Origin of the sequence: Actinomadura formosensis (assembly GCF_050948385.1) — a bacterium.
In the GTDB taxonomy this organism is placed as follows: domain Bacteria; phylum Actinomycetota; class Actinomycetes; order Streptosporangiales; family Streptosporangiaceae; genus Spirillospora; species Spirillospora formosensis.
The window spans coordinates 2,249,034-2,264,062 of the sequence record NZ_CP192011.1 but is presented as its reverse complement, the minus strand read 5'-3'; the positions used below and the strand labels follow the sequence as shown (position 1 = coordinate 2,264,062).

The window sequence follows — 15,029 nt, the reverse complement described above, 5'->3', positions numbered from 1 at the left end:
GCGGCGTCTCAGCTCGGAAGGAACAGTTCCAGAAGAAGCCACACGACGGGGGCCGTCGCGATCAGGGAGTCGAGGCGGTCCATCACCCCGCCGTGGCCCGGAAGGAGTGTTCCCATGTCCTTGATGCCGAGGTCACGCTTGACCATCGACTCGACGAGGTCGCCGGCGGTCGCGGTGACCACGGCGGCGAGCCCGATGAGCACACCTTGCCAGACGTGCCCGCCGTCCAGGAGCCACCACACCAGCCAGCCACCGACGGCCATGCACGTGATGGCCGAGCCGGTGACGCCCTCCCATGTCTTCTTGGGGCTGATCGTGGGCGCCAGCTTGTGCCTGCCCAAGAAGGACCCGGCGAAATAACCGCCGATGTCGCTCGCGACGGTCGTGGCGATGAAGATGACGATGCGGTGGTCGCCGTCGTCCGGGCGCATGAGCAGCGCGACGATCCCGCCCATGAGCACCAGGTAGCCCGCTATGAACGACCCTGCGGCAACATCCCGCACGTATCCGGCGGCGCCCTCGGTCATGCGCGTCATCAACAGCGCCAGCACGGTCAGGGACACCGCCGCCACCGTGGCGGTGGGCCCCCATATGTAGGCGGCGATGGGTGTGCCGACCATGCCCGCCGCGACCGGAATGAACGGGACGTGGATGTCGCGGCTCTTGAACGCCTCGGTGATCTCGCGCATACCGAGGAAGAGGAACACGACCATCACGCCAAGGAAGATCTCCTTGACTGTGTAGAGCGACACCAGGACCAGCGCGCCCAGGGCGACGCCCACGCCGATGGCCAGCGGCAGGTTACGGCCGGTCTTGCTCTCACGTTTCCCTTCGGCCTCCCCAGAGGGGCCTTCAGGGGACGCGTCGGAATGCGTCGTATTCGACGTCCCAGAAGGGAACGCGGCGGTGGCACCGGAGGGCGGCACGTCCGCAGGGGGGACGTTCTTCGCGGAGCCGTCCTGCTCGGAGGGCGAGTCCAGTGCTTCTCCGGGGGGTGGGCCGGCCATGTCGACCTCCGGCTCATCCGGGGAACCCGAAGGCCCCCCGGCATCGTCGAGTTCCATCAAACCTCGAGCAGTTCGGCCTTCTTGTGCTCGAGCAGTTCGTCGACCTGCGCCACGTAACGGTGCGTCATGTCGTCGAGATCCTTCTCGGCACGCCGCACCTCGTCCTCGCCGGCCTCGCCGTCCTTGGCGAGCTTGTCGAGGGTGTCCTTGGCGCGCCGGCGGATGTTGCGGATGGAGACCCGGCTCTCCTCGGCCTTCGTCCCGGCGACCTTGATGAACTCGCGGCGGCGCTCCTCCGACAGCTCGGGGAACACGACCCGGATGACATTGCCGTCGTTGGTGGGGTTCACGCCGAGGTCGCTGTCGCGGATCGCCTTCTCCACCGCCTGCATGGACGACTTGTCGAAGACCTGGACGATGACCATCCGCGGCTCCGGGAGCGTGAACGACGCGAGCTGGTTGACCGGCGTCGGCGTCCCGTAGTACTCGGCGGTGATCTTGTTGAACATCGCGGGGGTGACCCGCCCGGTGCGGATGGCCTGGAAGTCCTCCTTGGCGACCGCGACCGCCTTCTCCATCTTCTCCTCGGCTTCGAGGAGGGTCTCGTCGATCACTGCGACTCCCATGTCATCTGGTCGGCCCTGGTCCTGCGGTCGGGCGGCACGGACGGCGCCGCCGCGGGCTGCGGTCAGCCCTGTGCCGGGCTGACCAGCGTGCCGATCTTCTCACCCCGGACGGCCCGGACGATGTTGCCCTGCCCCATGAGGTCGAAGACCACGATGGGGAGCGCGTTGTCCATGCAGAGACTGATGGCCGTGGCGTCCATGACCTTCAGGCCCCGCTGTAGAACTTCACCGTATTCCAAACGGTCGAACTTGACCGCCTCTGGATTCTTTCGTGGATCGGCGTCGTACACGCCGTCCACCTGGGTTGCCTTCAGTACCGCCTCTGCCCCGATCTCCAGCGCGCGCTGCGCGGCGGTGGTGTCGGTGGAGAAGAACGGCTGGCCGAGTCCGGCGCCGAAGATGACCACGCGGCCCTTCTCCAGGTGCCGCATGGCGCGCCGCGGGATGTACGGCTCCGCCACCTGGCTCATGGTGATGGCGGTCTGCACGCGCGTGTCCAGCCCGAGCTTCTCCAGGAAGTCCTGGAGGGCCAGGCAGTTGATGACGGTACCGATCATCCCCATGTAGTCGGCGCGGCCCCGGTCCATGCCGCGTTCGGCCATGACGGCGCCGCGGAACATGTTGCCGCCGCCGCACACGACCGCCACCTGCACGCCGTCCCGGACGGCTTCGGCGATGGCCTCGGCGACGTGCTGCACGACCTCGGGGTCGATGCCGAGCGGGTCACGTCCGGCGAACGCCTCGCCCGACAGCTTCAGCAGCACCCGCTTCCAGCCGGCCCGCGGCGCGTGCTGGCCGGAGGCGCTCCGAATGGATGGGGCCCGGTCGGACGACGAGGCCGCCGTCGCGCTGGTGGTCGTCTTGTCCTGCACGTCGGCGGCCTCCTCGTTGCGTTGCGATGTCTCGGGTACCTGTCTCCAGAGTGCCCTTATGCCTGCCCGACCTTGAACCGGGCGAAGCGGACGACCTTCACCCCGGCCTCGTCGAGGACCTTGGCGACCGTCTTCTTGCCGTCCTTCACGAACGCCTGCTCCAGGAGCACGAAGTCGCGGAAGTAGGCGTTCACCCGGCCCTCGACGATCTTGGGAATGGCCTGCTCGGGCTTGCCCTCGTCGCGGGTGAGCTGCTCGGCGAGCGCCCGCTCCTTCTCGATCGCCTCGGCGGGGATCTCCTCGCGGGCGAGGTACTTCGGCGCCATCGCGGCGATCTGCTGCGCGACGTCCTTGGCCACCTCGGCGTTCTCGGTGTCCAGCTCGACCAGCACGCCGGTGGTCGGCGGCAGGGACGGGTCGGACTTGTGCAGGTAGCTGGCCACGAAGGCGCCCTGGAAGTGGGCGAAGCGGCGCAGCTCCAGCTTCTCGCCGATCTTGGCGCTGTTCTCCTCGATCAGGGCCTGGACGGTCTTGCCGGGCTCGATCTCGGCCTTCAGCAGGGCCTCGGCGTCGGCGGCGCCGCTGCCGGCGGCGAACTCGACAAGACGCTGGGCCAGCTCGATGAACTGCGCGTTCTTGGCGACGAAGTCGGTCTCGCAGTTGAGCTCCAGGAGCGCCCCGTCCCCGGAGTTGGCAAAGTACTCGGCGACCAGCCCGTTGGCGGCGGTGCGCTCGGCGCGCTTGCCGACGTCCTTGGCGCCCTTGAGGCGCAGCAGTTCCGTCGCCTTCTCGAAGTCGCCGTCCGCCTCGGTGAGGGCGTTCTTCACGGCCATCATGCCGGAGCCGGTCAGGTCGCGGAGCCGCTTGACGTCAGCGGCGGTGAAGTTGGCCATCGCTCTCTTCGCTTCTCTCGTCGTTGGTCGTGGGACCCGCGACGGTCCCGGCGGCGCCCGCGGGGCCGCCGGGACCGCGGGATCAAGCCTGCTCGGCCTCGGCGGCCTGCGCCTGCTCGGGCTGAGCGGCCTGCGCCTGCTCGGACTGGGCGGCCTCGGTGCTCGCGGCGGCGTCCGCCGGAGCCTCGGTGCTCGCGGCGGCGTCCGCCGGAGCCTCGGCGGGCGCCACGGCCGGAGCCTCGGCCGGCTTGTTCTCCAGCAGGTCGCGCTCCCACTCGGCCAGCGGCTCGGCGGAGCCCGCCGCCGCGGCGCCCTCGGCCGGCTTCTCGTCCCCGCCGGTCGCGGCGCCCGCGCGGGCGAGGAGGCCGTCGGCGACGGAGTCGGCCACCACGCGGGTCAGCAGGCTGACGCTGCGGATGGCGTCGTCGTTGCCCGGGACCGGGTAGTCGACCTCGTCGGGGTCGCAGTTGGTGTCGAGGATCGCCACGACCGGGATGCCGAGCTTCTTGGCCTCGTTGACCGCGATGTGCTCCTTCTTGGTGTCCACGATCCAGATGGCGCTCGGCACCTTCGCCATGTCGCGGATACCGCCGAGGGTGCGCTCCAGCTTGTCCTTCTCACGGCGCAGGCCGAGCAGCTCCTTCTTGGTCATGCCGGAGCCGGCCACGTCGTCGTAGTTGATCTCCTCCAGCTCCTTGAGCCGGGTCAGCCGCTTGTGGACGGTGGAGAAGTTGGTGAGCATGCCGCCCAGCCAGCGCTGGTTGACGTAGGGCATGCCGACCCGGGTGGCCTGCTCGGCGATGGACTCCTGGGCCTGCTTCTTGGTGCCGACGAACAGGATCGTGCCGCCGTGGGCCACCGTGGCCCTGACGAACTCGAACGCGCGGTCGATGTAGGACAGCGACTGCTGCAGGTCGATGATGTAGATGCCGTTGCGCTCGGTGAGGATGAAGCGCTTCATCTTCGGGTTCCACCGGCGGGTCTGGTGGCCGAAGTGGACGCCGCTCTCAAGGAGCTGCCGCATGGTGACGACGGGTGCCATTGCCCGTGTTCTCCTTCTCTGGCCCTGCCGGGCCGCATTTGGTTGTCTGCCTGCGCCCGGGTGCCGTCCCACCGCCGCCGAGGCGACGGACCAAGGGACTGCGCCCCACCAGGTCTGCGGTGGCATGCGGACGCGTGAAATCAGCCGCCGTGGGAAAACCCAGGCGGCTGGCCCGTTGCCGGGTCTGAGCCTGTCCGTTCTGGGAGCGGCTTCTCTTCTCCCCGCACTCGGTGGGTCGATGACGGCCTGGCCCTGGCCGGTGCCCTTCCAGGCACCCCTACAGATTATCAGGGCGCCGACGCGGCCGGGTCTCCTCGGCCTCCGCGGTTATCCACAGTTGGCCGACCCTGTCGACGCGCCGCCGCGGCCTCGGCAGGCTGCGGTTCATGACGCTGCTCACACTGCTGCTCACCTGCCTGATCACGGCCGGCCCACCGGGTCTGGACGCCTGGCGATGGCCGTTGGGTCCGCCCGCACCGCGGATCGTCCGGGCCTTCTCACCGCCGTCCTCCCCCTGGGGTCCCGGCCACCGCGGCGTGGACCTGGCGGCACACCCCGGCCAAGCCGTCTACGCCGCCGGACCGGGCCGCGTCTCCTACGCCGACCATCTGGCCGGACGAGGCGTCGTCGCGATCGACCACGGCGTGCTGCGCACGACGTACCTGCCCGTGCGGCCGAGCGTTCACGTTGGCCGTCGGGTCGCGTCCGGCACCCGAATCGGCATTGTGGAGGGCGTCCTGCTCCACTGCCCCGTGCCCTGCCTGCACTGGGGTCTGCGCCGCGGCGCCCTTTACCTGGACCCGCTCACTCTCGTCCAACGCCAGGTACGACTTCTCCCGCGCTGGCCACGCCCTGCACCGTCCCAGAGCCGGCCCGCCGCAGGGCCGGCGCAGCCTCGGATGGTCCTGCGCGACGCCACCACGGCGACGGGCGGCGCACTGGCGGGCGTGGTCCTGACCTTGTCCCTGGCCTTCGCCTGGCGCCGCACCCGGCTGCGTTTCCGCCTCCACCGCCATCGCCGTCCGCCCCCAGGCGTCATCAACCTCTCCCAAGAACGCCGGCTACGCCGCACCCCGTAGCCCGCGCGGCTGCTCCCAGGCTCCCCGGGAGGAATGCCGGTGAGGCGGGCGGCCTTCGCGCTGCGCGGCCGGGGTGCCCCCGCTCGCGGCTCCTGGCCTCGTGGCAGGGTCGTGTACCCCGGTCATTCGGGCCGCGTACCGCGAGGGTGGGCTTGGCGATGGACCTGTTTCAGGCGTTCGGCCGAGACGTGCGTGTAGATCTGCGTGGTCTGGAGGGAGGCGTGGCCGAGGATCTCCTGGACGCTCCGCAGGTCGGCGCCGCCCTCCAGCAGGTGGGTGGCGGCGCTGTGCCGGAGTCCGTGAGGGCTCAGGTCCGGGACTTGGCCGACCTCGGCGATCCGCGCATGGACGATGCGGCGTGCACTGGTCGGATGGAGGCGTCCCCCGCGGGCACCCAGGAAGAGGGCCGGGCCGCTGTCTTCTGTCGCAAGTTCGGGACGTCCGGCGCGCAGCCAGTCATGGACGGCGCGGACGGCGGGTTCGCCTACGGGGACGCTCCGTTCACGTCCGCCCTTGCCGAGGACTCGGATTGTCCGGCGCCCTGTGTCCAGGTCATCGACGTCGAGTCCGCAAAGTTCGCTGACGCGGACGCCCGCCCCATAGAGCACCTCCAGGACGGCCAGATCGCGAAGCCCGAGAGGCCCTTGAACGTCCATGGTGTCGAGTAGGCGTGCCGCATCGTCCTGGGTGAGGACGCTAGGGAGGTCGCGCTGTCGTTTGGGTGTGCCCAGGAGCAGCCCTGGGTCGTCCCGGAGAAGGCCACACCGATGCAGGTGCCGGGTGAACATGCGGACGGCAGCCGTACGGCGAGCCAGGGTGGCACGGGACCGGCCAAGAGCGTGCTGGCGCGCGAGCCAGGCCCGCAGTAACGAGACGTCCAGTTCCGCGGGATCGGTCACGCTGGCGACGGCGGCATAGGCGCACAGGTCGGCCAGGTCACCGAGATACGCCCGCAGCGTGTGCGGCGACACGTCGCGTTCGGCGCGCAGATGGCGTCCGAAGTCGGAGACTGCGTCCTCCAGCGCATTGGTCACAGGCGTCACGGTCCGCCAACGCCCCCGCCGACGCAAGCACCCGCAGGCGGTTTCGAGTGAATTGCCGCGGATCTTCGGCCACGTTATCCACAGGAAGTCGTTCAGCGGATACGCGGCGTCACTCTCCGGCACCGTCGAAGTCAGGAGGTGAGGCCCCATGAACGCCCACATCGGTCTCGGACAGCGCGGCGAGGACGCCGCCGCCGGCTACCTCGTCGGCCTCGGCTGGACGATCCTCGACCGCAACTGGCGGTGCCGCGAAGGAGAGCTCGACATCGTCGCCCATGACGGGCGCAGGCACATCGTCTGCGAGGTGAAGACCCGCCGCTCCACCCGGTTCGGCGACCCCCTCGAAGCGATCACCGCCGACAAGGCGGCCCGGTTACGCCGGCTGGCCTGGCGGTGGGCCGCCGCACACGGGGTCAGCGCGCCCATGCGGGTGGACGTCCTCGGCCTGACCGGCGACGGCGACGGCTTCTCCATCGACCACCTGCGGGAGGTGTGCTAGATGACGCTCGCCAAGACACGCTCGGTGTCCCTGGTCGGCGTGGACGGTTTCGTCGTCGACGTAGAGGCCGCCATCACCAGCGGCGTCCCCGGCCTGCATCTGGTCGGGCTTCCCGATACGGCGCTCAGCGAGGCCCGCGACAGGGTCCGCGCGGCGATCTTCAATTCGGGCGAGGACTGGCCCAACCGGCATGTCACGGTGTCGCTGTTCCCGGCGAGCATGCCGAAGAAGGGGTCGACCTTCGACGTCGCCATCGCGATCGCCTTGCTCGCGGCCGCGGAGGCCGTTCCGGCGCGCAGTTGCGCGGGGTTGGTGCTGATCGGCGAACTGGGCCTGGACGGGCGGATGCGCCCGATCCAAGGCGTACTGCCCGCCGTGCTGGCCGCCGCCAACCGGGGCTGCCGCACGGTCGTCGTGCCCCGCGCGAACGCCGCCGAAGCCGAACTCGTCCCCGGCATGCAGGTGGTGTCGGCGAGCACGCTGCGCGGGCTGCTGTGCCTCCTGCGCGACGAGCCCCCGCCCATCGAGGAGGACGAGGACGGCTCCCTGGCCATCCCCGCGGACGGGTACCCCATACGGCAGCAGGAGGTCCCGCCAGATCTGGATCTGGCCGACGTCCGGGGGCAGGCCGAGGCCCGGCGTGCCCTGGAGATCAGCGCCGCGGGCGGGCACCATCTCTTCTTCGCCGGGCCGCCCGGGTGCGGGAAGACGATGCTCGCGGAGCGGCTGCCGACACTGATGCCGCCCCTGGAGCCGGAGATCGCGCTGGAGGTCACCGCGATCCACTCGGTCGCCGGAACCCTCCGCCCGGGCCAGCCGCTGATCACCCAGCCGCCGTTCTACGCCCCGCACCACACCGCCTCCCGGGCGTCGATGGTCGGCGGCGGGTCGGGCCGTGTGCTCCAGCCGGGCGCCGTGTCCCTCGCGCACCGGGGCATCCTCTTCCTGGACGAGGCACCGGAGTTCATGGCGGGAACGCTGGACGCCCTCCGCCAGCCCCTGGAGGAAGGCGAGGTGCGGATCACCCGGATCGAGGGCATCGCGCATTTCCCCGCGCGGTTCACGCTCGTCCTCGCGGCGAACCCGTGCCCGTGCGCGGCCGCGAAACAGATCGACTGCTCCTGCGCCCCGGGCGTCCGCCGCAAATACGCCAGCCGCGTGTCCGGCCCGCTGCTGGACCGCATCGACCTCAAACTGGAGCTCACTCCCGCGAGCCGGGCCGAACTCCGCTACGACCTGGAGTTCGCCGAGTCGAGCAAGGTCGTGGCGGAACGCGTCCAGCTCGCCAGGGAGCGGACGCTCCGCCGCCTTGCGGGCACCCCTTGGCGCTCCAACTCCGAGGTTCCCGGACCGGAGCTGCGCCGCCGCTTCACACCGTCCGCCGAAGCGATGCAGAGCGCCGACGAAGCCCTGCAGAGAGGCACGCTGAGCGCACGCGGCCTCGACCGTGTCCTGCGGGTCGCCTGGACCATCGCCGACCTGGCCGGCCACGACGACCCCTGCCCGGACGACGTCGGCGGCGCGCTCGCACTGTGGTCCGCGGGGCGCCAATGAGCGACGAGCGCACCGCCCGCGCCACCCTCACCGCCGTCGCGGAGCCCGGCGACGCCTTCCTCAACCGGATCATCGACCATTGCGGGCCGGAGGAGGCGCTCGAAGCGATCCGCACCGGCCGTCTCCCCGGCGGCGTGGACGCCTCCCCCAAGGAGGTTCAGCGCCTCGGCCACTGGCGGATCCGGCTGATCGCGGCGGAACCCGACCAGGACATGGCCGTCTGCGCACGGTTCCGCGGCCGCCTCATCTGCCCGGGAGATCCCGAATGGCCGACGACCCTGGACGATCTCGGCGCCGGACGCCCCTACGCCCTGTGGCTGCGCGGCCCCGGCGACCTGCGCTACTGCTGCCTGCGTTCGGTCGCCATCGTCGGGTCCCGCGCCGCGTCCCCCTACGGGCTGCGCGCCGCCGCCGACTTCGCGTCCGACCTGGCCGACGCGGGCTGGACGGTGCTCTCCGGCGGCGCCCTCGGAATCGACGCGGCCGCCCACCGCGGCGCGCTGGCCGCCGACGGCCGCACCGTCGCGGTCCTCGCCAACGGGGTCGACGTCCCCTACCCGGCGTCGAACGAGGGCCTGTTCGCCGAGATGGCGCGGCGTTCCCTGCTGGTGAGCGAGTCGCCGCCGGGCACTCATCCGCACCGCCTCCGGTTCCTCGTCCGCAACCGGGTGATCGCCGCCCTGTCCCGGGGCACGGTCATCATCGAGGCGGAGGCGCGCAGCGGCGCCCTGAACACCGCCGGGTGGGCATCGAAGCTCGGCCGGGTGGTCATGGCCATGCCCGGACCGATCACTTCCCGCTCCTCGGCCGGCTGTCACCGGCTCCTGCGGGAAGAGGGCGCCACGCTGGTCACCCGCCCCGAGGAGATCATCGAGGCGGTGGGACGCATCGGAGCCGACCTGGCCCCGCCACCGCACACGCCCGTCCTCCCCCGCGACCGTCTCGAACCGGTGACCCGCTCCGTTCTGGAGGCGTTCCCCGCCCGTGGCGCGGCCGGGCCGGCGCAACTCGCCGTCAAGGCGGGCGTGGACCTGACCACGGTCAACGCCAAGATCGGTCTCTTGGCGGCCGGCGGCTTCATCGAACGCGCCCCGTCCGGCTGGCGGCTGACCAAGTCCGGGAAATCCCCCAAGGGGCCCGCCGACGACCCCGGGATCGTCCAGCACCGTCCCGAGGAGCCGGAATGACCCGCCGACTATCCACCACCGGCAGACCAAAGCCACACGGGATCACCGAGATGCGCGGTTTGGCGGTGACATCGGCCTCTACGACGGCCGATGCGAGAGAACTCACTCGATGTACAGAGGGACCCGTACGTGCCCCGCCCACCGCATGGCCCAGGCCCCGCGCATCACCTGGGAGGGGTCATAAGCCGACGCTGCCGCTCGCCGCGTCTCGGCTACTCGTCGGCCGGGAGTTCGAAGTCGCTCTTGGCGAGTTCTTCGACGTTCACGTCCTTGAACGTGACAACACGCACGTTCTTGACGAAGCGGGCGGGACGGTACATGTCCCAGACCCAGGCGTCCTGCATCGTGACCTCGAAGAAGACCTCGCCGTTGTCGGTGCTGCGCACCTGCAGGTCGACCGAGTTCGTGAGATAGAACCTGCGCTCGGTTTCGACGACGTAGCTGAACAGCCCGAGGACGTCGCGGTACTCCCGATAGAGCTGCAGCTCCATCTCGGTTTCGTACTTCTCGAGATCCTCGGCGCTCACGCTCGTGCCCCTTCCGTGCGGCCCTCGCCGGAGACCTCTCTTTCGGTCTCCTCCCCCACGGCCACCTCTCCATTGTTACGCAAGGCCCGCATGACGTTGACGTAGGAGAACCGATGTTCCGGACATGGACCGTGCGCGGCGAGCGCCTCGCCGTGCGCGCGGGTCACATAGCCCTTATGGACGTCGAAGCCGTACTCGGGGTACCGCTCATGGAGCCCGGTCATGATCCGGTCTCGGGTGACCTTCGCGACGATGGACGCGGCGGCCACACAGGCCGCGACCTGGTCCCCCTTGATCATCGCGAGCCCGGGAACGTCGAGGCCGGGCACCGGGAAGCCGTCGCTGAGGACGTAGGCGGGCCGCTCGTGCAGGACGGCCAGGGCCCGCCGCATCCCGGTGATGTTGCATCGGTGAAGGCCGATCCGGTCGATGTCGTGGCACGGGATGACGATCGTGCTCCACGCGCACGCACGCTCGGTGATCTCGGCGTACAGCTCTTCGCGGCGCCTTGGGGTGAGCAGCTTGGAGTCCGTGAGACCGTCGATCCCGCCCCGTCCCCCCCGCAGGATCACCGCGGCGACGACCAGTGGCCCCGCGCAGGCCCCCCGCCCCGCCTCGTCGACGCCGGCCACCGGGCTGAACCCGCCGTGGGCCAGGGCGCGCTCATATGCGAACAGCCCGGCGTCCCGGCGCGGCGTGAAGCGGAGTGGACGTCCCCTCATGCACCGCAGCGTACGTCCCCTACCTCCGCACCGCTCCCCGAATGCCCGCGATCGCCCCCGGCTCGCTCCACCACGACCACATGCAGTGGCGCACTCCAGGGCCCTGGAGAAACATTCGCGGCCCACCGCCCCATGGTGGGGCCGGCTTAAGTCCCGTGCGATCCTTCGCCGGCCGGGCGGTGCGGCGGGGCGGGGTTCAGGTGGTTCTCCGGTAGTGCCGACGGCGGAGGTAGGCGAACGGAAGGGTGCAGAGGATGCCCAGAACGTAGGGGGTGGCGGGGATGGCGGCGGCGGCCGGTTTCTCCAGGCCGCGTTGTTTGAAGGTGCCGGGGATCGGGAGGGTGCCCAGGCGGTCGAGGGGCCAGACGATGACGAAGGCGCGGCCGATGACGCGGTCGGTCGGGATGGTGCCGCCACCGGGGTCTCCGCGGTGGGAGCGGGAGTCGTAGGAGAGTTCGCGATGGTCGCCCATGACCCAGAGCTGGCCCGGCTTGACCGTGACGTCGAAGGGGTCGTTCGACGGCTTGTTCTGCTCGTGCGTGATCGGGTCGGTGAAGAGGTAGGACTTCTCGTCCAGCGGGACGCCGTTCACGGTGACGCTGCCCTGGGCGTCGCAGCATTTGACGTGGTCGCCGGGGATTCCGATGACGCGCTTGATGTAGTCCTTCTCGTTGGGCGCGACGCCGAAGGCGGTACCGACGGCGCGCAGCGCCTTGGAGACCGGGTTGCTGGGCTCGTCGACCTGGACCTCGGGGTCCCAGGAGTCCAGGCCGTTGAAGACGATGACGTCACCGCGGGCGATGTCCCGCGTGTGGTAGACGATCTTGTTGACGAGGACGCGGTCGCCGACCTGGAGGGTGTTCTCCATGGAGCCGGACGGGATGTAGAACGCCTGGACCGCGAATGCCTTGATGACGAGGGCCAGGACGACGGCGACGACGATGAGGACAGGGAGTTCCTTCCAGAACGAGCCCTGCTTCTTCTTGTCCTTGCCGTCGTCTTCGGAGTCGTGAGCCGTCTCCTCGGCGGGGTTCACGGGCTCCTTCTCTTCGGGCACCGCGCCCTCGGCCTCGGATCGCACGTCTCTCCGATCGTCCTCGTCAGTCATCAGAGCGAAAGCCTAGCGGCGCAAGGTCGACGGAACGCCGCACGCGGGCGTGTCGCCGGGGTTCGAGCCGGCCGTGCCCCTCCGAAACGGGCAACGCCCCGGTCACCGCCTTGGGTTCCCGGGGCGTCGTGGTCCATCGGCTCAGTGCTCGCGCTTCTCCTTGATGCGCGCGGCCTTGCCGCGGAGGTTGCGCAGGTAGTAGAGCTTGGCGCGGCGGACGTCACCGCGGGTGACGACCTCGATCTTGTCGATCGACGGGCTGTTGACCGGGAACGTCCGCTCGACGCCGACGCTGTAGCTGACCTTGCGGACGGTGAACGTCTCGCGGGAGCCGCCGCCCTGCCGCCGGATCACCACGCCCTGGAAGATCTGGATACGGCTACGGTTGCCTTCAGTGACGCGCACGTGCACCTTGAGCGTGTCGCCCGGACGGAAGTCCGGGACGTCGGGGCGCATCGCGGCCTTCTCGATCTCCTGGATCAGGGTGTGCATCGCAGCGGTTCCTTGTGGTCGAACGCGGGCGCCGAGAGGCCCCGATGGGACATGCGTGGGGGCGTCGCGCCGCGGGAAGTGGTCTGTGGGTGCCGTGCGTTCTGGACGCACGGACGCTCTAGTCTGCCATATCTTCGCCGTCAACCGGAAAACCGGCCTCGCGCAGGACCGCACGGTCCCGCTTGTCGAGGCTCTCCGGTGCGAGGCGGGCGAGAAGTTCGGGACGGTGCCGGGCCGTCCGGCGCAGTGCCTCGTCGCGCCGCCAGCGGGCGATCGCGCCGTGGTGTCCCGACAGGAGGACGTCCGGAACCGGCCGACCACGCCAGACGGGAGGCTTGGTGTAGACGGGGCCCTCCACGAGTGACTCCATGGCGCCGGGGGCGAAGGAGTCGTCCGCGACCGAGTCGGCGTTGCCGAGGACGCCGGGCAGGAGGCGCCCGATCGCCTCCACCATCACCAGGACGGCGACCTCCCCGCCGGCCAGGACGAAATCGCCGAGGCTGACCTCGTCCACGGGCATGCGGGTGCGGGCCTCCTCGGCGACGCGGGAGTCGATGCCCTCGTAGCGTCCGCAGGCGAACACCAGCCAGGGCTCGGCGGCGTACCGCACCGCGTCGGCCTGCGTGAAAGGCCGGCCGCTCGGCGTGGGAACGAGCAACCGCGGCACCGCCCCGGAGCCCCCGGGGTGCGCTGCCTCCGCCCCCGCGTCCCCGCTCGCCGGCGCGACGCCGCGCGACGCCGAACCCGGCGGGTGCCCGTTCCGCGGTGTTCCCAGGGTGGGAGACGCCGCGGCGAGGGGCGCTTCCGCGATCGGCGAACCGGCCGGTGAGGAGCCGGAACCCCCCGGCGGCACCAGGGTGTCGAGGGCCTCCCCCCATGGGTCGGGCTTCATGACCATGCCCGGACCGCCGCCGTACGGGGTGTCGTCGACGGTGCGGTGCCGGTCGTGGGTCCAGTCGCGCAGATCGTGGACGCGGACGTCCAGCAGTCCGGCACGCCGGGCCTTGCCCAGAAGGGAGAGGTCCAGGGGGGCGAAGTACTCGGGGAAGATCGTGACGATGTCGATTTTCATGATTCGTCGAGCAGGCCGGGGGGCGGGTCGATGACGAGCCGCCCCCCGGGAACGTCCACCTCGGGGACGAGCGCGGCCACGAACGGGACGAGCTTCTCCCCGCCGGGACCGCGCACGACCAGAAGGTCCTGACCGTGGTGCAGGATGTCGGCGACCTCGCCGACATCGGCACCGTCCGCGGTGACGACGGCGAGGCCGATCAGTTCCTGGTCGTGGAAGTCGTCCGGATCGGTGGACGGAGGGATGTCGCCCGGGTCGACGACGAGCCACGTGCCGCGCAGAGCGTCGGCGGCGTCGCGGTCGCCGATCCCGGCGAAGCGCAGGAGCAGGCGTCCCGAATGGTGGCGTATCCGCTCGATGGTGAGCGGGCCGGCGGCGGCGGGATCGGTGGCGATCCGCGTGCCGGCGGCGAACCGGCGGTCCGGATCGTCCGTGCGGACGTCGATGGTGACCTCGCCCCGGACCCCGTGCGGCCGTCCGATCCGTCCCACCACGAGCGGTTCGCTCATCGGGACGCCACTCAGCGGACCTCGTTGACGTCGAGAAGGTCAACGCGCACGTAGCGGCCCCCGGACAGGGCGCTGATCACCGTGCGGAGTGCCTTGGCGGTGCGACCGCCGCGGCCGATGACCTTCCCGAGGTCCTCGGGGTGCACGCGCACCTCGAGGACCCGGCCGCCCCGGATCCGACGGGCGCGGACCCGGACGTCGTCCGGGTTCTCCACGATCCCGCGGACCAGGTGCTCGAGCGCTTCTTCGAGCACGGTCAGCCCTCGCTCTTGGCTTCGTCGGTCTCGGTGGCCTTCGCCTCGGACTTCTTCGGCTCGGCCTTCTTCTTGCCGCGGGTCGCGGGGCCGGCGGCCTCGACGTCGCCCAGGGCCTCCTTGACGGCGGCCTCGAAGGCGGCCTTCTTGTCGGCCTTGGGCTCGGCGACCTTGAGGGTGCCCTCGGCGCCCGGCTCGCCCTTGAACTTCTGCCAGTCACCGGTGATCTTCAGCAGGTTCAGGACGGGCTCGGTCGGCTGCGCGCCGACGCCGAGCCAGTACTGCGCCCGCTCGGAGTCGATCTGGATGAGCGACGGCTCCTGCTTGGGCTGGTAGAGCCCGATCTCCTCGATGGCGCGCCCGTCCCGCTTGGTGCGGGCATCGGCAACGACGATCCGGTACTGCGGGTTCCGGATCTTCCCCAGACGCTTGAGCTTGATCTTGACTGCCACGGGTGTGGTGTACTCCGATTTCATCACTGGTTGGACGAGCCCGCACCAGGTGGGGAACACCGGCTCACGGCCGCCCGATGGACTCCGGTCG

General features: G+C 70.5%; 18 protein-coding genes. 4 read left to right on the top strand and 14 right to left on the bottom strand.

Going from position 1 to position 15,029, the window contains the following annotated elements; genetic code table 11:
• Positions 1 to 8: 8 nt before the first annotated feature.
• The 5 genes from ACQP1N_RS10720 to rpsB all read right to left on the bottom strand — a co-directional run bounded on the left by ACQP1N_RS10720 (position 9) and on the right by rpsB (position 4,440).
• A complete protein-coding gene (locus tag ACQP1N_RS10720) occupies positions 9 to 1,007 on the bottom strand; it encodes a phosphatidate cytidylyltransferase (RefSeq protein ID WP_084263015.1) in 999 nt (332 codons plus the stop codon).
• Between the two features lie 56 nt (positions 1,008 to 1,063).
• Entirely contained in the window at positions 1,064 to 1,621 is a 558-nt protein-coding gene (gene frr / locus ACQP1N_RS10715) for a ribosome recycling factor (RefSeq protein WP_067799384.1), read from the bottom strand.
• A gap of 74 nt (positions 1,622 to 1,695) precedes the next feature.
• Positions 1,696 to 2,445 (bottom strand): UMP kinase, encoded by a 750-nt coding sequence (pyrH, locus tag ACQP1N_RS10710; protein WP_067799452.1) that lies wholly within the window; start codon positions 2,443 to 2,445, stop codon positions 1,696 to 1,698.
• Positions 2,446 to 2,561: 116 nt separating this feature from the next.
• Positions 2,562 to 3,398, bottom strand: coding sequence for a translation elongation factor Ts (gene tsf, locus ACQP1N_RS10705; protein WP_067799381.1), 837 nt, complete (start codon positions 3,396 to 3,398; stop codon positions 2,562 to 2,564).
• Between the two features lie 82 nt (positions 3,399 to 3,480).
• Positions 3,481 to 4,440: a 30S ribosomal protein S2 gene (gene rpsB / locus ACQP1N_RS10700; RefSeq protein ID WP_433230806.1), complete on the bottom strand. Its 960-nt coding sequence runs from the start codon at positions 4,438 to 4,440 to the stop codon at positions 3,481 to 3,483.
• A 386-nt stretch (positions 4,441 to 4,826) separates the two neighbouring features.
• Here rpsB and ACQP1N_RS10695 point away from each other — a divergent pair, with 386 nt between their 5' ends.
• Entirely contained in the window at positions 4,827 to 5,519 is a 693-nt protein-coding gene (locus ACQP1N_RS10695; RefSeq protein ID WP_084263011.1) for a murein hydrolase activator EnvC family protein, read from the top strand.
• Positions 5,520 to 5,641: 122 nt separating this feature from the next.
• On the opposite strand, the gene ACQP1N_RS10690 is transcribed toward ACQP1N_RS10695, so the two are convergent.
• Positions 5,642 to 6,553: a tyrosine recombinase XerC gene (locus ACQP1N_RS10690; protein ID WP_433230804.1), complete on the bottom strand. Its 912-nt coding sequence runs from the start codon at positions 6,551 to 6,553 to the stop codon at positions 5,642 to 5,644.
• Between the two features lie 157 nt (positions 6,554 to 6,710).
• Here ACQP1N_RS10690 and ACQP1N_RS10685 point away from each other — a divergent pair, with 157 nt between their 5' ends.
• The 3 genes from ACQP1N_RS10685 to dprA are packed head-to-tail and all read left to right on the top strand — an operon-like array spanning position 6,711 to position 9,802.
• The gene (locus ACQP1N_RS10685) at positions 6,711 to 7,061 is read left to right on the top strand and encodes a YraN family protein (protein WP_067799375.1); all 351 of its coding nucleotides are present in this window, start codon (positions 6,711 to 6,713) and stop codon (positions 7,059 to 7,061) included.
• Positions 7,062 to 8,615: a YifB family Mg chelatase-like AAA ATPase gene (locus ACQP1N_RS10680; protein WP_067799372.1), complete on the top strand. Its 1,554-nt coding sequence runs from the start codon at positions 7,062 to 7,064 to the stop codon at positions 8,613 to 8,615. It abuts the gene before it with no gap.
• The gene (gene dprA, locus ACQP1N_RS10675) at positions 8,612 to 9,802 is read left to right on the top strand and encodes a DNA-processing protein DprA (protein ID WP_433230800.1); all 1,191 of its coding nucleotides are present in this window, start codon (positions 8,612 to 8,614) and stop codon (positions 9,800 to 9,802) included. Before ACQP1N_RS10680 ends, dprA begins: the two co-directional genes overlap by 4 nt.
• Positions 9,803 to 10,014: 212 nt before the next feature.
• Here the strand turns inward: dprA and ACQP1N_RS10670 are convergent, their stop codons facing one another.
• The 8 genes from ACQP1N_RS10670 to rpsP all read right to left on the bottom strand — a co-directional run bounded on the left by ACQP1N_RS10670 (position 10,015) and on the right by rpsP (position 14,938).
• A complete protein-coding gene (locus ACQP1N_RS10670; RefSeq protein ID WP_067799366.1) occupies positions 10,015 to 10,329 on the bottom strand; it encodes a DUF2469 domain-containing protein in 315 nt (104 codons plus the stop codon).
• Positions 10,326 to 11,051 carry a ribonuclease HII gene (locus tag ACQP1N_RS10665; protein WP_067799363.1) on the bottom strand — a complete coding sequence of 242 codons (726 nt, stop codon included), beginning with the start codon at positions 11,049 to 11,051 and terminating at the stop codon, positions 10,326 to 10,328. The genes ACQP1N_RS10670 and ACQP1N_RS10665 overlap by 4 nt, the downstream gene beginning before the upstream one ends.
• 196 nt (positions 11,052 to 11,247) lie before the next feature.
• The gene (gene lepB / locus ACQP1N_RS10660) at positions 11,248 to 12,159 is read right to left on the bottom strand and encodes a signal peptidase I (protein ID WP_084263009.1); all 912 of its coding nucleotides are present in this window, start codon (positions 12,157 to 12,159) and stop codon (positions 11,248 to 11,250) included.
• Positions 12,160 to 12,300: 141 nt separating this feature from the next.
• Positions 12,301 to 12,651: a 50S ribosomal protein L19 gene (gene rplS, locus ACQP1N_RS10655; protein ID WP_067799358.1), complete on the bottom strand. Its 351-nt coding sequence runs from the start codon at positions 12,649 to 12,651 to the stop codon at positions 12,301 to 12,303.
• Between the two features lie 118 nt (positions 12,652 to 12,769).
• Positions 12,770 to 13,723 (bottom strand): tRNA (guanosine(37)-N1)-methyltransferase TrmD, encoded by a 954-nt coding sequence (gene trmD, locus ACQP1N_RS10650; protein WP_067799352.1) that lies wholly within the window; start codon positions 13,721 to 13,723, stop codon positions 12,770 to 12,772.
• Positions 13,720 to 14,232, bottom strand: coding sequence for a ribosome maturation factor RimM (gene rimM / locus ACQP1N_RS10645; RefSeq protein ID WP_433230793.1), 513 nt, complete (start codon positions 14,230 to 14,232; stop codon positions 13,720 to 13,722). Before rimM ends, trmD begins: the two co-directional genes overlap by 4 nt.
• Before the next feature lie 11 nt (positions 14,233 to 14,243).
• Positions 14,244 to 14,486, bottom strand: a complete 243-nt coding sequence (locus ACQP1N_RS10640) for an RNA-binding protein (RefSeq protein ID WP_067632131.1) — start codon at positions 14,484 to 14,486, stop codon at positions 14,244 to 14,246.
• 2 nt (positions 14,487 to 14,488) lie between these two features.
• Positions 14,489 to 14,938, bottom strand: a complete 450-nt coding sequence (rpsP, locus tag ACQP1N_RS10635) for a 30S ribosomal protein S16 (RefSeq protein ID WP_067799347.1) — start codon at positions 14,936 to 14,938, stop codon at positions 14,489 to 14,491.
• Positions 14,939 to 15,029: the final 91 nt, after the last annotated feature.